Raw genomic sequence first — 19,440 nt, 5'->3', positions numbered from 1 at the left:
CGTTTTCAAACTTGAAGGTGTTTTTTATTTGTCTCATCTTATGGGGTCAGTCCCCGGACGCCAGCTTTTTTCTATAGGTTAGGGGCGATGGAATTCGACAGTGTTGTCATTTCGGTCGAACCAGCCTCTGAAGGCCCAGTTGATCCAGCCGCCGTCTCCTTTGTTTGTGAAGCTTCCGTCTTCAAATACCCAAATGCCATACGTAATGCCGTCATAAACGGCCGAGCCGTAAAATTGCACACCGTTTAAGTGATCTTCATATTCCTGGCTTAAGTTAAAAACCATGACGTTATATTTTTGGCCGGATGCGTAGAAGGAAGACTCCATGAGATTTTTCACAAAACCGTCCCGGTTCTGGGCTGATTTAATGGCATCTGAAATTTGGTTGGCAATCCCTAGCAAATCAAGGTTGACGTTTAAACCGACTTCTGCGGCAGCTGTTCCGGCTGTTGTTTTCTGTGAGATCTTCGGTGCGGGATTTTCCTCAGCAGAGGCAAGGGACAAAGGGGCAATTGTCAAAGCGGCGCCAAGTGCAAGAGTCATTGGGATACGAATACGTTTCAATTTGTTTCCTCCTCTATGTTTTTGTGGGCTACAGTATTCGCTTACCCTGCTCACTGTCTAAATAATCTTATAATTGATAAAATAGGAAAAAAATAGTACAAATGCGTATTGTTTACTATGAAATAAAAAACGTCCGTATGAAAAAAGAAGCAAAAAGAGGCTCTTAAGCGTATTATTGGTATCTGCTGAGAGGAATGTGAGATAATATAGACGCTTACATTTCAATGGAAGGGTGGATGTTCAAGTGGCAACAAGTTTAAAAGATACTGTAAAGCTACATAACGGAGTTGAAATGCCTTGGTTCGGTCTTGGTGTTTTTAAAGTAGAAAACGGAAGTGAAGCGACTGAATCGGTTAAAGCTGCGATTAAAAATGGCTACCGCAGCATTGATACAGCGGCTGTCTATAAAAATGAAGAAGGTGTAGGCATCGGCATTAAAGAATCCGGTGTTGCAAGAGAAGAGCTCTTCATTACATCAAAAGTATGGAATGAAGATCAGGGCTACGATACAACGCTTGCTGCCTTTGAAAAAAGCCTGGAAAGACTTCAGCTTGATTATTTAGACTTATATTTAATCCACTGGCCTGGCAAGGATAAGTATAAAGATACATGGCGCGCGCTTGAAAAGCTGTACAAAGACGGCAAAATCCGCGCGATCGGCGTCAGCAACTTCCAAGTTCATCATTTAGAAGAGCTTTTGAAAGATGCTGAAATCAAACCAATGGTGAACCAAGTTGAATTTCACCCTCGTTTGACGCAAAAAGAATTAAGAGACTACTGCAAAAAACAAGGCATCCAGCTGGAAGCATGGTCTCCGCTTATGCAGGGCCAGCTGCTTGATAACGACGTGCTGACACAGATCGCTGAAAAATATAATAAATCTGTAGCACAAGTGATTTTGCGCTGGGATCTTCAGCATGAAGTTGTAACGATTCCAAAATCGATTAAAGAACACCGTATTATCGAAAACGCAGATATTTTTGATTTCGAATTGTCTCAAGAAGACATGGACAAGATTGATGCGTTAAATAAAGATGAACGTGTCGGTCCAAACCCCGATGAGCTTCTGTTTTAATCAAAAACTCCCCGTCTACACACGGGGAGTTTTTTTAGTGCGTTTTTTTCAGTTGAATCAAAAACAGCATCAGAAAGGAAATCACGATGATACAGATGACCCACGCCCATGCAAGTGCGTTGTTGCCGGAATCCAAAGCGACATAAATGGCTGTCGGCAGTGTTTGGGTAACACCCGGGATATTTCCGGCAAACATCAAGGTGGCGCCGAATTCACCGAGCGCCCGCGCCAGGCTGAGGATGCTTCCGGTCAGCAACGATGGATACGCCAGCGGAATGGAGATATGGATAAACACCCTCCATCTGCTTGCGCCGTCTACCATTGCCGCTCCCTCTATATCGGGGTCAATATCGGAAAATCCGGTTTTGGCCGATTGATACATAAGCGGAAAAGCCACGATAGCAGAAGCAATCACAGCGGCCCACCAGGTGAAAATCACGGGCTGATGAAAGATCCATTCGATTGTTTGTCCGATGAAGCTGTGCTTTCCAAACATGACGATCAAAATAAAACCGACAACGGTGGGCGGAAGAACGAGAGGAAGCATAAAAATCGTTTCGAGTATGGTTTTTCCGAAAAATGATGCTCGTGACATCCATGCCCCTGCCAAAGTTCCGAGAATGATCACCGCGATTCCGGCGACCGCCGCCACTTGAAAGGAAAGCATAACCGGCGTGAAAAATTCTGAAGTGCTGATGTTATTCAGCAGTAAAACCATATTTCTCAAACACTTTCATCGCTTCGTCAGTTTGCAGGTAATCGTAAAATTCCTTCGCTTCCTTATGGTGTTTCGTATCTTTTACAATTCCTAACGGGTAAACGATCGGGCTGTGTGTATCAGCTTTTGTCTCATCGACGATTTTGACTTTCTTAGAGATCAGCGCGTCTGTTTTATAAACGACACCTGCGTCTACATTGCCTGTTTCTACATATGAAAGAACCTGGCGAACGTCTTTTCCGTACACGATCTTATCTTTTACTTTGTCCCATAGAGACAGCTTTGTCAGTGATTCTTTTCCATATGCTCCTGCCGGCACGGATTCCGGGGTTCCAAGAGCGATTTTTTCTGAATCAGTCAGATTGTCGAAGCCTGTGACTGGTGAATCTCCATCCTTAGGCACAACGAGCACAATTTCATTTCCGACTAAATGAGTGCTGTCTTTTTTAGCGATATCCCCATCATCTACAAGCTTTTGGAATTTGTCCTCAGCGGCTGAGAAGAACAGATCCGCCCCGGCTCCTTGAGAAATTTGCTTTTGCAAGGCACCTGATGAGCCAAAGTTATCTTGGATTGTAATATTGTGATGGGTTTTCTCGTAATTCTTTTGAATTTCCTCGAGTGCATCCTGGGCACTGGCAGCTGCTGAGACAGTTAAGGTCACTTTTTTCTCTTTGTCACTTGATGATTGGCTGGCAGAGCAGCCTGCTGCAAGCAGAAAAACAGTTAATGCTGCGGTCAGAATGGAATACTTCTTAAACATGATTGCACCCCTTATAATTAGTTATATCTAATTATAACTGATTATGTTTGGGTTATGTGGGTTTTTTTACATTCTCCGAAAAGGTATAATGAAATAGGAGAGTGATGATGATGAATGAAACCTCTTCCTATACGATAGAAGAAGTTGCTGGTCTGCTGAAGGTATCAAAGCTGACCGTTTATGATTTGATTAAAAAAGGCATGATCCCTGCTTACCGTGTCGGAAGGCAGATGCGTGTCGATGAAGCAGATTTAAAGCAATATAAGGCGAACATGAGAATGTCTCAGCCTGTGTCTTCACCCGAAGAGCCGAGAAAGGCACAGGAGCCGATGCCGGAGGGCAGGCGGAATGTCGTCATCAGCGGACAGGATATATCGATGGATTTGCTCAGCAAGCATTTGGAAAATGCCATTCAAGAGACGCCGCTCCGCCAATACAAAGGCAGCTTAAACAGCCTCATTGACATGTACCAAGGCAAATGCGACATTGTCAGCTTGCATCTGTACGATGCGGAAACCGCTCAATATAATACGCCTTATGTCAAACGCATTCTGTCAGGCGAACCGTTTTGTCAGATGAATGTTGTCCTTCGCAAAGCCGGCTTATACGTTCAAAAAGGAAATCCGAAAAACATACAAGGCTGGGATGACCTGAAACGAACCGACATCCGCATCATCAACAGAGAAAAAGGATCGGGCGCAAGAGTGCTGCTTGACGAACAGCTTGGTCTGCTTGGTGTGACACCTTCAGACGTCAAGGGATACAGTGACATTGTGACTGATCATTATGCTGTTGCCTCCCAAGTCTCGAGCGGACAGGCAGACGCGGGAATCGGGGCGCAGCACGCGGCACATATGGGAAGCGTTGATTTTATCCCGCTCATCGAGGAACAATACGACATTGTCATTTTGAAAAAACACCAGCAGCTGCTTGAAGCTGTAAAGAGCATCTTGAAATCGGAAGAATATAAGGCCAACCTGTCTCATCTTAATGGCTATCAAACGAAGCTGACAGGTAAAGTGATATACGAAACATGAAAAAAATCCCTCGTAGAGGGATTTTTTTATTGACCATAAAAACGCAGAAGGTCTCCATTTAACATTTTATCAGAGAGAGACAGCTCTTCATTTGCTTTTTCTTTATAGGGAGCGCACGCATCTTGATTTTCTAACACTTCTCCTGTTTTTTTGCTGTAGCATGTATTTTTCGTATATACATAGTCGTTCGTGATAAAGCTGCCGTTTCTCAGCACGGCAAATGGCGTTCGGTTGTTTGACAGCAAATCATTGCCAAACTGAATATCACCTTTTGTATCAATTCCGAGCAGGTGCATCAGAGTCGGCCTGACGTCAACCTGTCCTCCGGCATCGGAGATTGTTTCCGGGTTTTGATCAGTGATTCCAGGAATATGAATGATAAACGGCACCCGCTGAAGCTGGACGGTGTCATATGGCGTAATTTCACTTTTTCCTAAAAACTCAGCCAGGGCTTTATTATGGGCTTCTGATATGCCGTAATGATCTCCCATAAAGACAATCATCGAGTTTTCGTATAAGCCTTCATCCTTGAGCTTTTTGATAAAATGCTTCAGTGCTTCATCCTCATAGCGAACCGTCGTCACATAGCGGTTTAACAGGTCGCTGCTTGAATCATATTTATCAATCAGCTGATCCTTTTCATCAATTTCAAACGGAAAATGGTTCGTCAATGTGATGAAATTGCTGTAGAACGGCTGCGGCAGGTTTTTCAGTTTAGAAGCTGACTGTTCCAGAAATTCCTTATCCTTTAATCCCCAGCTTGTTGAGGTTTCAGGAGTCACATGGAACTCATCGACATCAAAAAAGCGGTCAATCCCAAACGTTTCATACATCACATCTCTGTTCCAAAATGTTTTATGATTGGCGTGAAAGACGGCTGAATAATAATCATTCTGCTTGAGTGATTTGTACATCGTATGAAATTGATGGTCACTTTTCGTAAAAAAGACGGCGCCGCTTAGGGAAGGATATAGAGAGTTAGCGACGATAAATTCCGAATCAGACGTTTTGCCTTGCTCTGTTTGCTGATAAAAATGATCAAAGGAATAGCTCTTTTTCATCAGGTCATTCATAAACGGGGTAATTTCTTTTCCGTTTACCTTTTCATTCAGAACAAAGCTTTGAGTCGATTCAAGCGTCACAAAAATCACATTCCGTCCCTTTGCCAGTCCGAACTTGCTTGGATCAGGCTTGCTGTAGTCAGCCTCAGTGTAGTTTTTGATTGTAGAGAGGCTGTCTTCATCGGCAAATGCCTTCGCACTCATATTGACAGTCTGAGAAATGGTATCGTAGATGTGGAACTGAAACAGGCCAATGCTTTTGACGAGCACTTCCCGGTCGAAGGAATGTGCCAATAGCTTCGGCTGTTCAATTTCTGCAAGCCCCAGCGTACATATAAGAATCCCGCAGGAAGCGGCATAGTACCGCTTGACCGTACGGGGGTTCGCTTTCGACTCGGGACTCTTCTCTTTTCTGGAGAGCAGCAGAAGAAAAGCCAAATCCGCAAACAGAGCGATGAACAAAGGATTGAACAGCTCTTTTACACTGCTGCCCATATCGCTCATGTTGCTGGCCTGAAACAAAACCGGGATGGTAATAAAATCGATATAAAAGCCGTAAAAAATCGTGTTGGAGATCAAAATGGCAGTCAGAACCAAATTGGCAATCAGCAAAAAGATGCGCTGCTTGCTGCCTTTTAAAAGCAGGCCAATCCCAAATAGAGGGAGTATGAAGCTAAGCGGATTGATCAGCAGAATCAGCTCCTGCAATAGAGAGTCGATCTGCAAATCAAAACCCAGTTTATAGATCACATAAGTTTTGATCCACATGAATAAGATGGATAAACTTAAAAAACGCTGATTGTGAAAAAAGGTTCCTTTCATCAATTTATAACTCCTCACGTTTTCTTGAACATCTGCCATGAGATGCTTCTTATGTAAAACCTACTAAAAACAGTCTTCTTAGACAAGCTTCAGCACTCGTGTTTAAAACATGCGCCCATGAAACAGCATATAAAAATAATAGCATGATGCTATTGTCAGACCGGCCAACACAAGCTGTTCAGAAAAACTGCCTGTCTTCATATACAGCGGCAGCCGTATGCGAATGGTTGAAGGGAATAACAATTTGATGCCATTCACTGTCCAGGCATCCAGAACCAAGTGGCTTGCCATTCCGATCATCAGCCCTGCTGATATGTTATTATCTGAAATATATGTGGCTGTGATAAAAAACATGATGAGCAGAAACAGCAGGCTGTGTGTAAAGGTGCGGTGGCCAAATACGGAACTGACAATTTTCGATAAGATAGGAAATCTTCTTCCGATTTTACTCTGCGTGTGGCAGATGTCGGGAATTAATGCGCCAACCGCGCCGGACGCCGCCATGAGTACTGGGTCAAATCCATAATAATAAGCCGCTGCGGTACAAGAAGCGATGCCTCCCATGATGTGTGTTTTTCCTGTCATTTCCCCGCTTCTCCTTTATCTTTTGCAAAAATCTCTGAATTACAAATATATCAAGAGAATGTATGTTTGAGCAACAGAACTTTGGCCGATAAAAAAATGAGCCGCATAATTTCCTGAGAAAAAGGCATCTTAAAGATGTACCTATTTTCTAAAAGAGGTGATACGAATGGCTTTCTTTAATAAAGATAAAGGTAAACGTTCTGAAAAAGAAAAAAACGTAATCCAAGGAGCTCTTGAAGATGCCGGTTCAGCTCTTAAAGATGATCCGCTTCAAGAAGCTGTACAAAAAAAGAAAAATAATCGCTAACCGCATGCGGATAGGGCTTGGCTCTATCCGCATTTTCCATCTGTTCCCTTTGACAGATCATTCTTTCTTTGATAACCTTCTGGGAGTAACTGAATAAATAAATCCTCACTCTTTCTCAGTGAGGTAGAGGTTGCGCGGATGATGAGTCACACATGCCAGGCTGACAGGAGCTGTTAAACATGTGTAAAAGGCATCAGCGCCGAAGTGTGGAGAAAGCCGATCCTTCTCTATGCTGGGACTGTATCTGAATAAGTGCAGGACTGCCGCGTGCTTTTTCGCGGAGGGCTATCCGGAGATCAAGGGTGTGTGTTTCTTTAAGCATGGACTTTTGTTCAGGCTTTTTTTGTGTTTACATGATCTCGGGTTCTGGTCCGTACAAAGAATCATTGGAGGTACTGGAATGGAACAGACAAAAAAATGGGGTTTTTGGTTATTAACGGCGTTTGTCGTTGGAAATATGGTTGGATCGGGGATTTTCTCCCTGCCAAGTTCGCTTGCTTCGATTGCAAGTCCGCTTGGCGCTACGTCCGCCTGGCTTTTGACAGGTGCGGGCGTGCTGATGATTGCGCTTGTCTTCGGGCACTTGTCTATTCGCAAGCCTGAGCTGACAGCGGGGCCGCAAAGTTATGCGAGAGCGCTGTTTTCTGATCCGAAGAAAGGGAACGCTGCCGGATTCACAATGGTGTGGGGCTACTGGGTGGCGAGCTGGATCAGTAACGTGGCGATTATCACAAGTCTAGCCGGTTACTTGACTTCGTTTTTCCCGATTTTAGTTGATAAACGTGTACTGTTTGCTGTCGGCAGCCAAGAGGTGACACTCGGCCAATTGCTGACGTTTGCTGTATGTACGATTTTGCTCTGGGGAACGCACACGATTCTTGTTGCAAGCATTAATGGTGCTAGTAAATTAAACTTTATCACAACGTTTTCAAAAGTATTAGGTTTTGTTTTCTTTATCATTGCCGGATTGTTTGTGTTTCAAACGACATTATTCGATCATTTTTATTTTCCGATTCAAGGTGAGAACGGCACAAGCATTGGCATCGGCGGACAGGTTCACAACGCCGCCATTTCTACTCTATGGGCGTTTGTCGGAATTGAATCAGCAGTGATCTTGTCTGGACGCGCGCGTACTCAGCGTGATGTGAAACGTGCGACCATCACAGGTTTGTTGATCGCGTTAAGCATTTACATTATTGTCACATTGATCACAATGGGGGTTCTGCCGCACGATAAGCTTGTCGGATCTGAAAAACCGTTCGTTGATGTGCTGTATGCGATTGTCGGAAACGCAGGAAGTGTGATTATGGCGCTACTGGCGATTCTTTGCTTATTCGGAACGATGCTCGGCTGGATTTTGCTTGGCTCTGAGGTTCCGTACCAAGCTGCTAAAGCAGGAGATTTTCCGGCGGTCTTTGCGAAAACAAATAAAAAAGGAAGCCCGGTTATTTCTTTGATCATTACAAATGTGATGTCACAGGTCTTCATATTCTCTGTTATTTCCCGGACAATAAGTGACGCATTTACGTTTTTAACGACAGCGGCAACCCTTGCGTATTTAATTCCGTATTTAGTGTCTGCGATTTACAGCCTGAAGCTTGTTATAAAAGGCGAAACGTATGATCAGCTGAAAGGTTCCCGGGTAAAAGACGGATTGATCGCGATTTTAGCGTGTGTATACTCATTGTTTGTTATCGTAACAGGCACAGCGGATTTAACGACATTTATTCTCGGCATCGGTTTGTTCTTTGTCGGTCTGGTGATTTATCCGTTTGTGATTAAGAAATTCTCGAAAGAAAAACAAGCATAAAAAAAAGACACCTGACAATGCAGTCAGGTGTCTTTTTTATAAAAACGTTATTTCTCCTGTTATAAGTCCCATACACAAAATAGCGGACAGGAACGCTGTCAGTGATAGAGACATTCGAATATGCAAAAAACGCTTTTTCAGTTTCATCAGAAAATGAAACAAAGCCAGCACTAGGATAAAAACGAGAAGCACATGAGAAAAAGGTTTTCCGATATAAAGACCGTTGAAAAAACTAATGGCAATGATGATGCAGCTTAATATGAATTGAGAAAGAAAATATGCGATGCGGTTCAATATGAGTTGCTCCGTCCTGTCGGATTCTTTGCAATATAGAAAAGAGCCGCAGATCAGTGCGGCTCTTTGTTTATTTTGTTAAGCTTTTCGTGATAAACTTCAGCTGTCCCTCTAGTGAAATCGGGTCTGAGAAATAGAAGCCGATCGGGTCAATTTTATAGACATGATCATTTTTGACAGCATCGAGGTTTTTCCAAATGGAACTGTCAAATACGCCGCCATCGTCTCCGCCTGATTGCCATGGACCCGCGAAAATGTAATCTCCGGCGAAGTCAGGGAGCTTTTCTAAAGAAATGCTGGTATACCCTGGGCCTTGGTCAATCGCTTTTTCCTTTGTCAGTTTTGTGGCCTGTAAACCAAGATCTTTGTAGACGATGCTTCCGCCTCTTCCGAAATCTTTACCGAATACATAAATGTCTTTGCCGTTTGTTTGCATAATAGAAACTGTTTTGTCACCAATGACTTTTTGAATTTTTGTTTTGGCTGCCGCGACTTTTTTGTCCCACTCGGCAAGCCACTTCTCCGCTTTATCTTCCGTTCCTGTCATTTTTGCGAATTCTTTAAACTGTTCGATGTTATCGAGTTTATCGTATTTCACCGCAACAGTCGGCGCGATTTTTTCGAGCTTTTTAATATCGGCGCCTTGTGTAGTCCAAACGATGATCAGGTCAGGGTTTAAATCAATCACTTTTTCAACAGAAGTGCCGTCTCCGATATTTGTGACACCGTCGGTTTTACCTTTGTAGTAAGGGTTTTTAAATACATTTTCAGGTGCACCGACGACGTTGATGCCCAGTGTTTTGAAGTCTCCGTAGTAGCCGTCAGCCATGACAACCACCCGTTTAGGATGTTTGGGAATTTTTACATTTCCGTTTTCAGCCTTGTATGTAACGGTTTCTTCGTCTTTTGAATCAGAGGAAGAGCCTTTGCTTTCTGAGTGATTTCCGCAGGCTGCCAGCGCTGCAATCAATAAAAGAGCAAAAAAAGCGGCACCAAGCTTCTTGTATGTATGGGTCATATCTCATACCTTCTTTCCAAATAAATAGATGATAAAGAGAATCATTATCACCTGTGATTATACCATCACAAGTGCCAGTTGACACGATATTTTTGCATTCATATTCTCATTTTTATCAAAACGCTCTATTAAATCAGCAGAAAAAAGTGATATACTGAAACAGCAATTGATAATCATTATCATTATCGAAAGGAAGTACGGCTGTTGAGTCACATGAAAAATAAACAGATGATATCAGATGAAGAAATTCAATGGACATCCCGGTCGTTTGGTGCGGTCATTGTGCTTGTTGCGGGGGTATGTTTATTATGCTTCGGCGCGATGCTGTCCATTTCTCTCGGTGCTGCGGATATCCATTTACGGACTGTGTGGGACGCCATCTTTCATTTCCAGCCAAATGAAACCTCACACCAAATTATACACGATCTTCGGCTGCCAAGAACGGCTGCTGCCGCGCTTGTCGGCGCATTGTTAGCCGTGTCTGGGGCGATCATGCAGGGCATGACGAGAAACCCATTGGCGGAGCCTTCTATTATGGGGATAACATCGGGCTCTGCTTTTGCTATTTCGATTGCGTTTGCTTTTTTTCCAGGGCTTTCTGCCTTCGGGCTTGTGCTGTGGTCCTTTGCGGGCGCCGGACTGGGGGCATCGACGGTATTGGGCATCGGCATGTTTTCCAGGGGCGGTCTCACGCCTGTAAAGCTTGCTCTTGCCGGAACGGCCGTCAGTTATTTCTTTACGGGCATTTCAACCGCAATTGCGCTCCGTTTTGATGTAGCACAGGATGTCAGCTTTTGGTACGCAGGCGGGGTAGCGGGTGTGAAATGGTCAGGCGTTCAGCTGCTGGTTATTGCAGGAGCTGTCGGTTTGACGTTTGCGTTTATCATTGCCCGGTCTGTGACGGTGTTAAGCCTCGGTGACGATCTGGCGAAGGGGCTTGGGCAGTATACATCAGCGGTGAAACTGGTTGGCATGCTTGTCGTTGTGGTGTTGACGGGAGCTGCTGTTTCCATTGCCGGCACCATCGCGTTTATCGGACTGATCATTCCTCATATCACAAGGTTTTTGGTAGGGGTTGATTATCGGTGGATTATTCCTTGCTCGGCGGTGCTTGGCGCTGTTTTGCTTGTTTTTGCTGACATTGCGGCCAGACTCGTGAACGCGCCGTTTGAAACGCCTGTCGGCGCGCTGACCTCTCTCATCGGTGTTCCCTTTTTCTTTTATTTGGCACGTCGTGAAAGGAGAGGGCTGTAATGAAAACGAAAAAACCTCTTGTTGTGATAGCAGTAACTTTTCTGCTGATCATGTTTGTCTTTTTTATCAGTCTGAATCTGGGTGTCATTAAAATTGCCCCATTGGAAACGCTCAAGGTCTTTTTCGGCCAAGGAACGGCGCGGGATGAGCTTGTCTTATTTGAGTTCAGGCTGCCGCGAATAATGTTGTCGCTGCTTGTTGGGGCGGGTATTGCTGTTGCCGGAGCCATTTTGCAAAGCGTGTCTCAAAATGATTTGGCTGAACCGGGTATTCTCGGGATTAACGCCGGGGGTTCGCTTGCTGTTGTGCTCTTTATTTACTTTTTTCAAGGGTCAGCATCAGATCTCGGCTTTTTAGGGACGTTTATGCTGCCGTTCAGCGCTCTGGCAGGCGCGTTCCTCGCCGCGTTTCTCATTTATCTTCTGGCTTGGAAAAAAGGTGTGACTCCGATTCGGCTGATCCTAGTCGGAATCGGTGTAAATGCCGGATTTAATGCCCTTTTGCTTATTTTTCAGCTCAAAATGGACCCGCATGACTTTATGCAGGCTGCAGTTTGGATATCAGGCTCGATATGGGGGGCCAATTGGAACATGATCTGGGCGGTACTCCCCTGGATTGTGATCTTGCTTCCTTTTACTTTATATAAAGCACGCTATCTGAACATTTTACAGCTGGGAGACCACTTAGCGACCGGACTTGGCACTGCTGTTGAAAAGGAAAGACGGATTCTCCTTCTGGCAGCGGTCGCTCTTGCCGCATCCTGTGTGGCAGCTGCAGGAGGCATCGCGTTCCTCGGATTAATTGCACCGCATGTGGCAAGGAGGCTTACCGGTCCCCGCCACCAGACGCTTATACCGGTTTCCGCCTTTATCGGCGCGTTTCTGTTTCTTCTGGCTGATACGCTGGCGAGAAATGTATTGGCACCGTCAGAAATTCCGGTCGGACTTGTCATCTCCGTTTTAGGTGCGCCTTACTTTATTTATTTATTGATGAAATCGAATTGAGGAGGGGACCGAACTTGAATTCATTATCAACGGAACAGCTTGGGATCGGTTATGGCGACAGGCTGATTGTAGAAGATTTAAATATATCCATTCCTAAAGGAAAAATAACAACCTTAATTGGGCCGAATGGCTGCGGAAAGTCAACGATATTAAAAACGATGTCCAGAATTATGCGCTCGCATCAAGGTGCCGTTTACTTAAACGGCAATGCGATTCATAAAATGTCTACTAAGGACATTGCGAAGGATATGGCCATTCTGCCGCAGACGCCTGAGGCTCCGAGCGGTTTAACGGTGTACGAATTGGTGTCGTACGGCAGATTTCCGCATCAATCAGGCTTCGGCAGATTAAATGATGAAGACCGCCGCATCATCAAATGGGCACTCGAAGAAACCGGCATGGCGGAATACCATGAGCGTCCGATTGAGGCATTGTCAGGCGGACAGCGTCAGCGCGTGTGGATTGCGATGGCGCTTGCACAAGGGACAGAGCTGCTTTTGCTTGACGAGCCTACAACATATCTCGATCTCGCACATCAGCTCGAAATCCTGCAGCTGCTTGACAGACTGAACAAGGAGCAAGGACGGACGATTTTAATGGTGATTCATGATCTGAATCACGCGGCCCGATTTTCCCATTATATGATTGCGCTCAAAAAAGGCACGGTTATTAAGGAAGGGACCGCACTGGAGGTCATGACGCCGGATATTTTGAAGCGGGTATTCCAGATTGATGCCGAAATCGTCACTGATCCTCGTACAAATAAACCAGTATGCTTAACTTATGACCTGATTAAAACTGAAAAACAGCTTGTTTCTGTGTAAGAAAAATCCTGGTATGACGCCGGGATTTTTTTATTTTTAACCACAAAAATATAATTTTTCTTGCTAATTCCAGATTTTGAAGAAAAAGATTGAAAGTCTATTTGAATTAATAGATAATATTGGTTAGAATGTTTCGAAAATATTACGAAGATTACAGAAAGAGGAGATCATTGTGTCCAAGAAGAAAAAATGGCTTATTGCCGGTTCGATATGTGCCGGTGTGCTCGTACTGGCGGGGATCGGCGCCGGCGGTTTTTACTTTTTTACTCACATGAACCAAGTTGCCGTATCATCGGAGCCTTATGCTGAATCGGTCGCGGTGTATATGGGCGGTGAATCTGAATCTGCCCAATCGTTTTCGGGAAAAGTTGAACCAGAGAAACAGCAAAAAGTATACATAGATTCAGAGAAAGGAAGCATTAAAAAAACGTACGTCAAAGAAGGCGATAAGGTTAAAAAAGGCGATAAGCTTTTCGAGTACGAGGGCGAGGATCATTCTGACGAAATTGAGCAAAGCAATTTACAAACCGAAATGACAAACCTTCAAATCAGCCGCTTGCAAAAATCAATAGCAGAAACTGAGAAGAAGCTAAAGACAGCCGGAAAAGACGAGAAAGCACAGCTTCAAGACGAGCTTGACCAGGCCAATTTTGATTTAAAAACAAGCCAGCTTGAACTGAAGCAGCACCAAAAAGAACTGGCTGCACTTACGAAAAACAAAGGTTCAAATGTGATCACAAGCAAGCATGACGGTATCGTTCAAAGCGTCAATCAGGATATTGCGGACGGCGCAACGGGTGATCAGGCAGCAGGCCCGTATATCCAAATCGTTTCAACGGGCAAATACCTTGTGAAAAGCCAAATCAACGAGCTGTTAATGGACACGATTAAAAAAGGCAGCAAAGTCAGAGTTACGCTGAAAACAGGCGGTGAAGGCGAGTGGAAAGGCAAGATTACTTCAATCGGCAAGCTTCCTGCTGGAACAGGCGAGGGGGAAGAGTCAGAAAGTTATGCTGAAGAGGAAATGAATCCCCAATCCTCTAACTATCCTTTCACTGTTTTATTGGACAGCCATAAGGGCCTTGAAGTCGGCTATCATGTCAATATTGAAGTCATGAGTGACGAAGCAGATGCGAATACCATTAAGCTGCCGTCCGACATGATTATCCAAGATGATGGCGAACCATACGTTTGGAAGACGGATGAGGAGCAGAAAGCGGTTAAACAGCCTGTTGAAATCGGGGAGACAGACGAAAGTGACATGGTCGAAATCAAAAGCGGCCTGACGCCGGAAGATTATGTGATCTATCCTGATCCCGAGGTCAAGGAAGGAAAGCAGGTTACAGTCAATGCTGACACTGAATAATATTTCTAAATCGTACAAGCTGGGCAAAGAAGAGGTGCCGATCTTAAAGCATATTAATCTCACCGTCAAAGCTGGTGAATTTCTGGCCATTATGGGGCCGTCCGGTTCAGGGAAGTCTACGTTAATGAATATTATAGGCTGTTTGGACAGGCCGACCTCCGGAAACTATATGCTGGACCAGATGGATGTATTAAAAGGGAAAGACGGTGCTTTGGCTGACATTCGCAACGAATCGATCGGGTTTGTGTTTCAAACCTTTCATTTGCTGCCGCGCCTTACCGCACTTCAAAATGTCGAGCTGCCGATGATTTACAATAAGGTAAAGAAAAAAGAAAGAAGGCAAAGAGCCTATGAAGCTCTTGAAAAGGTTGGTTTGAAAGATAGGATCTCTTACAAGCCGCCAAAGCTGTCCGGCGGACAAAAGCAGCGGGTGGCGATTGCCAGAGCCCTTGTCAATCAGCCTCGGTTTATTCTGGCAGATGAACCGACCGGGGCGCTTGATACAAAATCAAGTGAACAAATTTTGTCGCTGTTTTCACAATTGCATCGGGAAGGAACAACGATCATTATGATTACCCATGACCCGGACGTCGCCAAAAAAGCCGACAGAACCGTTTTCATCAGAGACGGAGAATTAGTGTTAGACGAGAGAGGGATTAGCCATGCTTGAACATATTCGGATCTCCTTTCAATCTATTTTTTCACATAAGCTGAGGTCGATTCTTACGATGCTTGGTGTCATTATCGGTATAGCGGCGATCATTGCGATCGTCTCTATGCTGAAAGGCCAAAGCGAGCAATTAAAGCAAAGCATGATAGGCATGGGAAATAACGCGATTAATGTTGTGTACCAGCCAACAGGCGGGGAGGAGGAAGGCGGTTACCAGGAGGTTTCTTATACGTCCGCACCCCCTGTATCTGAAGAAACCATTAAGGCAATAAAATCAGACCCGGTTGTAAAAGGATTATCTTTATATTACTTGTCCGAAGGCGCCACCGTTTTTCACTTAACGAACGTTTCTTATCCTCAAGTGTACGGAGTGGATGCTGATTATTTCAATATGTTCCCGATCAGCATCACTGAGGGGAGAAAGCTGGCGGAAAAAGAATTAAACAGCACACACCAAGTGGTTATGATCAATGAGGCCGCAAGAGATGAGCTGTTTCCTGACGGTGACGCTCTGCACAAAAACATTGAGATGAATGGTGTGCCGTTCCGGGTTGCCGGTGTTTTTCATGAAAAGAAACAGGAAGAAAGCATGTTTGATGGCGAATATGCGAATCCGGTTTTATATGTGCCGAAAAAAGTGTGGCCGCTTATTGAAGGATTTGACGCGCCGACACAGATTGCGGTGCAGGCAGACTCTTCTGAGCATATCCAAGAAGCCGGTGTAATGGCCGCGGACCTTCTAAATCAAGGACTGTCAGATGCTGATTTGGAAAAAGCGGAGTACAGCGTGATGGATCTTCAGGAGGTCGCTCAGGAAGTGGAGTCCTTTAACCAGTCATTCGCTCTGCTGCTTGGCGGAATTGCAAGCATCTCACTTTTGGTCGGAGGCATCGGTGTCATGAACATTATGCTTGTTTCAGTGACGGAGCGAACGCGGGAAATCGGAATTAAGAAGGCGCTCGGTGCCAAGCGGCGCGTGATTTTATTTCAATTTTTAACAGAGGCCGTCGTGCTGACAAGTATTGGCGGAATTCTCGGTGTGCTGGCGGGCTTTGGCATCGCTAAACTTATCACGGTGATCTTTCCGATGCCTTTTATCATCTCCGTTCCGGCAGTTATCGGAGCACTCATTTTCTCAATGGCAGTCGGCATTATTTTCGGCTTGCTGCCGTCCATTAAGGCATCGAAGCTTCAGCCTGTTGACGCGCTTCGATATGAATAAAAAGAACGCATCCAATCGGATGGCGTTCTTTTTTTATTTGGGCAGTGCTGAATTGCATTTATCCAAAATAAGAAAAACGGCTGCGAGGATCATTTCTTCTGTGGTTGACAGCCAAATGTTATGAATCATTTGATCTGCCGTATAAGCGGTCATCCATAAAAACAGCAGCTGGACGGTGCCGGCCATAAGGATAAAAGCTCGTTTTCCAGTCTTAAAAAACGTAAAACTATGTATCATCAGCCGTTCAAAAGGTTCAAAGCATAGTCCGAGCACAAGAAATAACACAGCAAAAAGCAGGACATGAGCAGCTGATCGGTAGCTCGTTCCCGCCAAAGAAAAGACACAGAGAATGATTGTAAAATAGCAAAATAACACAGCCGCCGCTGCCAGCACATACTGTACGGCCTGCCGTAATAAATACTTTTGATGTATCACTGGTTCAGCTCCTTATCAGCGCTTGCAGAGAGAGAACGAGCGCTCTCTGCAAGCTGCCAGTTTTTTATTTACTGCTTTTCTTTTTCACAACCGGATGCTTTTCTTTTGAAAGGACATCCGTAAACTCTTTGCCTAAGTCAAGGTGTTCTTGGACGAAGGTTTCAGGAAGCATTGCGAGCCATTGGTTTAAAGACACATCAGCATAATGGTCATCTTTAAAGATTTCTAAAAAGACGAGCGGTTCATCGCCGAGGTTTTCTACGTAGTGGCCCATCGCAAATGGAACATAACCGACATCACCGGCTTGATAGTTAAAGGTTCTCGCATGGCCGTCAGCAGCAAAAACGGTCATTCTCGCTTTACCGGAGATGTAATATTGCCATTCATGCGTATTCGGATGCCAGTGAAGTTCTCTCATGGCGCCTGGTTCCACGGTTACAAGCGCGGATGCAATGGTTTTAGACACTGTAAAGTTTGTCGAATCCGCAATGTACACCTTTCCTCCTTCTGATGCAATCGGCTCCTGTTCAAGAAGGCGGTACGTAAACGGATAAGGCACTTCGCCGTACGGCCCTTCCACAATGTCATCTTTTAAACAGCCGGGCACAGGTTTTTCAAATATATATTTTTCTTTGCCCGGCAAATTGGCGATTTCTTCTTCTGTTACGCCAAAATTAGCGGCAATCACTTCTTTAGGGGTGTGGGCAAGCCAGTCTGTCAGCTGGAACGTGCTGTTTTCAGAGAATGACCCGTCGTCAAATACGAGCAGGAACTCTGCCCCTTCTTCAAGCGCTTGAATCGAGTGCGGCAGGCCTGACGGGAAGTACCATAAATCTCCTTCGCCTACATCATCAATAAAGCTGCGGCCCTTTTCATCCACAATCGTGACGCGTGCTGTCCCGTAGATCATATAAGCCCACTCTGCTTCCTTATGCCAATGAAGCTCGCGAATGGCGCCTGGCTTCAGCCGCATATTAACAGAAGCCAGGTTTTCTGAAATCGGCAGCTCACGTACGGTAACTTCACGGGCGTACCCGCCTTTTTCCAAACGGTTATGAGTATCTGAGAAAGAAAACTTCATATTTTCAACGGTGCCATGATCGGTTTCCGGCGGTACGAGCATATCGGGATTCTGCCGGTCCCTTTCAATATTACGCGGGATTTTCACTGTCGCTCCCTTATCTCCTCTGATTGGCTGGGGAATGTCGTTTTGTTTTTTCATTTTCCTGTCTCCTCCTTAAAAATAATTGTGGCGCAGAAAGAGAATGTGAAAGGCCTTTCGTTTTCCCTTCTGTCTTGTTAAGTGAAAAAAAACGATGAAAAGTCAACTTCGATACAAAATTAATGTTTCGCTTTTTGATCTTTCAGCTCTGTCATCAGTTCAATGAGCTGATCGAATTTTTTCTCGAAACGGGTCAGCAGGTACATTGCGATCAGTGCCGGGAACCCGAGATTGCTGATCTGCTTGACGACTTCCTCTACAAAAACCTGATCCATGAAAAACACCTCCCTCCTTTTTGTGCAGTCATGTAAGTAAGTGAAGGGAATCCAAGAAATCGTAAACCATGACTGGAAGGTTTGCTTCAGCAAACGCTAGTCTGAAAGTAGTAGTTTACTTTTTTTTGCTTTCCTTCATTTAATTTAGTAGGGAGGCGGTTTGATGGACTATCAAGGTCTGTTGCGATCGAAATGTAAGGAGATTATGAAGCATCCCATCGTGAAGCATTTTTTGAGCAACCCTCAGCATTACCGTTTGTTCAAAAATGTAATGGAAAACCCGAATGAAAAGGATGCAAAATCGTTGGACGAGCAATTCAAGCAATTTTATAAAGAGATTCGCATCGTCAAGTATATGAATTCAATGATTCGGATTTTTTCCATCGATTTTGATAAGCGGGTTCGCAAAAATCAAAAACGGTATCCGCTGACGGTTGATCATCCGGAAGCAGGAGAACGACTTCCTGCCGAAGCGGGAAGTGACGCGTTTGAGGAATTTTTAGACCTGCAGGATGATTTGAGCCAGCATGTCCAGGATTATCAGCTTTATCAAGCGATTCAGAATCTGACTGACAAACAAAAAAGCGTACTGACAAAAGTCTATCTTCACGGTGCCACGATGCAGGAAATCGCTGATTCATTAGGTGAGTCCCGGCAAAATATCTCTAATATTCATAAAAAGGGATTAGAAAATATCAGAAAGCAGCTAGCGGCGCAAAAAAAGGGGGAAAAGTAAACTGTGAGCGGCCAGTTTGAACATAATAGGAATAAAGATGAAATGTACGACATTGAGCATCTGATTGCATGCTTTTCACCGATGATCAGAAAAAAACTCAGCAATACGTCCTATCAAGAGAGAGAAGATTTGGAGCAGGAGCTGAAAATCAAAATGTTTGAAAAGGCTGATATGCTTCTGTGTCAGGATGTTCCGGGATTTTGGGAGTTTATTCTGTATATGGTAGACGAGAACTCATAACGATACCTCATTCTAAGAAAAACGGGAACATTTTGCAGGTTCCCGTTTCCTGCTGTTCACCCCCGTCAAGAGCCCTCCTATTCAAAAATGTACCAAAAAGAAACGATATAATGATAAGATGAAAAAAAAACAGTGACA

21 protein-coding genes and 1 riboswitch are annotated in these 19,440 nt (G+C 44.6%); of the genes, 12 read left to right on the top strand and 9 right to left on the bottom strand.

What is annotated here, in order from left to right; genetic code table 11:
- Window positions 1–78 precede the first annotated feature (78 nt).
- On the bottom strand, window positions 79–564 hold the full coding sequence (yvgO, locus tag LNN34_RS17115; protein WP_024122833.1) for a stress response protein YvgO: 486 nt from the start codon (window positions 562–564) through the stop codon (window positions 79–81).
- A 244-nt stretch (window positions 565–808) separates the two neighbouring features.
- Here yvgO and pgoN point away from each other — a divergent pair, with 244 nt between their 5' ends.
- On the top strand, window positions 809–1,639 hold the full coding sequence (gene pgoN, locus LNN34_RS17110; protein ID WP_024122832.1) for a glyoxal/methylglyoxal reductase: 831 nt from the start codon (window positions 809–811) through the stop codon (window positions 1,637–1,639).
- 34 nt (window positions 1,640–1,673) lie between these two features.
- Here pgoN and modB read toward each other — a convergent pair whose 3' ends face one another.
- Both modB and modA read right to left on the bottom strand, forming a co-directional pair.
- A complete protein-coding gene (gene modB, locus LNN34_RS17105) occupies window positions 1,674–2,366 on the bottom strand; it encodes a molybdate ABC transporter permease subunit (protein ID WP_142367093.1) in 693 nt (230 codons plus the stop codon).
- The gene (gene modA, locus LNN34_RS17100) at window positions 2,338–3,120 is read right to left on the bottom strand and encodes a molybdate ABC transporter substrate-binding protein (RefSeq protein ID WP_095714055.1); all 783 of its coding nucleotides are present in this window, start codon (window positions 3,118–3,120) and stop codon (window positions 2,338–2,340) included. The genes modB and modA overlap by 29 nt, the downstream gene beginning before the upstream one ends.
- 110 nt (window positions 3,121–3,230) lie before the next feature.
- On the opposite strand from modA, the gene LNN34_RS17095 reads away from it, so the two are divergent.
- Entirely contained in the window at window positions 3,231–4,157 is a 927-nt protein-coding gene (locus tag LNN34_RS17095; protein ID WP_059292701.1) for a substrate-binding domain-containing protein, read from the top strand.
- A gap of 26 nt (window positions 4,158–4,183) precedes the next feature.
- Here the strand turns inward: LNN34_RS17095 and LNN34_RS17090 are convergent, their stop codons facing one another.
- The gene (locus LNN34_RS17090; RefSeq protein WP_101859958.1) at window positions 4,184–6,040 is read right to left on the bottom strand and encodes an LTA synthase family protein; all 1,857 of its coding nucleotides are present in this window, start codon (window positions 6,038–6,040) and stop codon (window positions 4,184–4,186) included.
- 102 nt (window positions 6,041–6,142) lie between these two features.
- A complete protein-coding gene (locus LNN34_RS17085) occupies window positions 6,143–6,625 on the bottom strand; it encodes a metal-dependent hydrolase (RefSeq protein ID WP_229043918.1) in 483 nt (160 codons plus the stop codon).
- Between the two features lie 166 nt (window positions 6,626–6,791).
- Here LNN34_RS17085 and sspJ point away from each other — a divergent pair, with 166 nt between their 5' ends.
- Window positions 6,792–6,932 carry a small acid-soluble spore protein SspJ gene (sspJ, locus tag LNN34_RS17080; RefSeq protein WP_010331863.1) on the top strand — a complete coding sequence of 47 codons (141 nt, stop codon included), beginning with the start codon at window positions 6,792–6,794 and terminating at the stop codon, window positions 6,930–6,932.
- Between the two features lie 116 nt (window positions 6,933–7,048).
- Window positions 7,049–7,228: riboswitch (Lysine riboswitch) on the top strand.
- Window positions 7,229–7,332: 104 nt separating this feature from the next.
- Window positions 7,333–8,742, top strand: a complete 1,410-nt coding sequence (locus tag LNN34_RS17075; RefSeq protein WP_103671332.1) for an amino acid permease — start codon at window positions 7,333–7,335, stop codon at window positions 8,740–8,742.
- Between the two features lie 364 nt (window positions 8,743–9,106).
- On the opposite strand, the gene LNN34_RS17070 is transcribed toward LNN34_RS17075, so the two are convergent.
- Window positions 9,107–10,054 carry an iron-hydroxamate ABC transporter substrate-binding protein gene (locus LNN34_RS17070; RefSeq protein ID WP_198098012.1) on the bottom strand — a complete coding sequence of 316 codons (948 nt, stop codon included), beginning with the start codon at window positions 10,052–10,054 and terminating at the stop codon, window positions 9,107–9,109.
- 213 nt (window positions 10,055–10,267) lie between these two features.
- Between LNN34_RS17070 and LNN34_RS17065 the strand changes: the two genes are divergently transcribed.
- The 6 genes from LNN34_RS17065 to LNN34_RS17040 all read left to right on the top strand — a co-directional run bounded on the left by LNN34_RS17065 (window position 10,268) and on the right by LNN34_RS17040 (window position 16,394).
- Entirely contained in the window at window positions 10,268–11,308 is a 1,041-nt protein-coding gene (locus LNN34_RS17065) for a FecCD family ABC transporter permease (protein ID WP_369810958.1), read from the top strand.
- Complete coding sequence (locus LNN34_RS17060; protein ID WP_229043915.1) at window positions 11,308–12,312, top strand: FecCD family ABC transporter permease; 1,005 nt, start codon at window positions 11,308–11,310, stop codon at window positions 12,310–12,312. The genes LNN34_RS17065 and LNN34_RS17060 overlap by 1 nt, the downstream gene beginning before the upstream one ends.
- A gap of 14 nt (window positions 12,313–12,326) precedes the next feature.
- On the top strand, window positions 12,327–13,136 hold the full coding sequence (locus LNN34_RS17055) for an ABC transporter ATP-binding protein (protein WP_024122821.1): 810 nt from the start codon (window positions 12,327–12,329) through the stop codon (window positions 13,134–13,136).
- A gap of 172 nt (window positions 13,137–13,308) precedes the next feature.
- Window positions 13,309–14,502: an efflux RND transporter periplasmic adaptor subunit gene (locus LNN34_RS17050; RefSeq protein ID WP_103671335.1), complete on the top strand. Its 1,194-nt coding sequence runs from the start codon at window positions 13,309–13,311 to the stop codon at window positions 14,500–14,502.
- Entirely contained in the window at window positions 14,486–15,172 is a 687-nt protein-coding gene (locus LNN34_RS17045) for an ABC transporter ATP-binding protein (RefSeq protein ID WP_103671336.1), read from the top strand. Before LNN34_RS17050 ends, LNN34_RS17045 begins: the two co-directional genes overlap by 17 nt.
- On the top strand, window positions 15,165–16,394 hold the full coding sequence (locus LNN34_RS17040) for an ABC transporter permease (RefSeq protein ID WP_024122818.1): 1,230 nt from the start codon (window positions 15,165–15,167) through the stop codon (window positions 16,392–16,394). The genes LNN34_RS17045 and LNN34_RS17040 overlap by 8 nt, the downstream gene beginning before the upstream one ends.
- A gap of 33 nt (window positions 16,395–16,427) precedes the next feature.
- Here LNN34_RS17040 and LNN34_RS17035 read toward each other — a convergent pair whose 3' ends face one another.
- From LNN34_RS17035 to LNN34_RS17025, 3 genes are all read right to left on the bottom strand, one after another.
- A complete protein-coding gene (locus tag LNN34_RS17035; RefSeq protein ID WP_105953877.1) occupies window positions 16,428–16,829 on the bottom strand; it encodes a YrvL family regulatory protein in 402 nt (133 codons plus the stop codon).
- Window positions 16,830–16,893: 64 nt separating this feature from the next.
- Entirely contained in the window at window positions 16,894–18,051 is a 1,158-nt protein-coding gene (gene oxdC, locus LNN34_RS17030; protein WP_229043913.1) for an oxalate decarboxylase, read from the bottom strand.
- Between the two features lie 119 nt (window positions 18,052–18,170).
- On the bottom strand, window positions 18,171–18,326 hold the full coding sequence (locus LNN34_RS17025) for a YvrJ family protein (RefSeq protein WP_103671337.1): 156 nt from the start codon (window positions 18,324–18,326) through the stop codon (window positions 18,171–18,173).
- A 205-nt stretch (window positions 18,327–18,531) separates the two neighbouring features.
- On the opposite strand from LNN34_RS17025, the gene sigO reads away from it, so the two are divergent.
- Together sigO and rsoA are read left to right on the top strand one after the other, a co-directional pair.
- Window positions 18,532–19,062, top strand: coding sequence for an RNA polymerase sigma factor SigO (gene sigO, locus LNN34_RS17020; protein WP_101860062.1), 531 nt, complete (start codon window positions 18,532–18,534; stop codon window positions 19,060–19,062).
- 3 nt (window positions 19,063–19,065) lie between these two features.
- Window positions 19,066–19,302, top strand: a complete 237-nt coding sequence (gene rsoA / locus LNN34_RS17015; RefSeq protein WP_024122813.1) for a sigma-O factor regulator RsoA — start codon at window positions 19,066–19,068, stop codon at window positions 19,300–19,302.
- Window positions 19,303–19,440: the final 138 nt, after the last annotated feature.

Origin of the sequence: Bacillus sp. AF23, from assembly GCF_020861455.1 — a bacterium.
Lineage (GTDB): Bacteria > Bacillota > Bacilli > Bacillales > Bacillaceae > Bacillus > Bacillus halotolerans.
The sequence above is the reverse complement of the archived record's forward strand: the minus strand, read 5'-3'. Positions and strand labels throughout refer to the sequence as shown.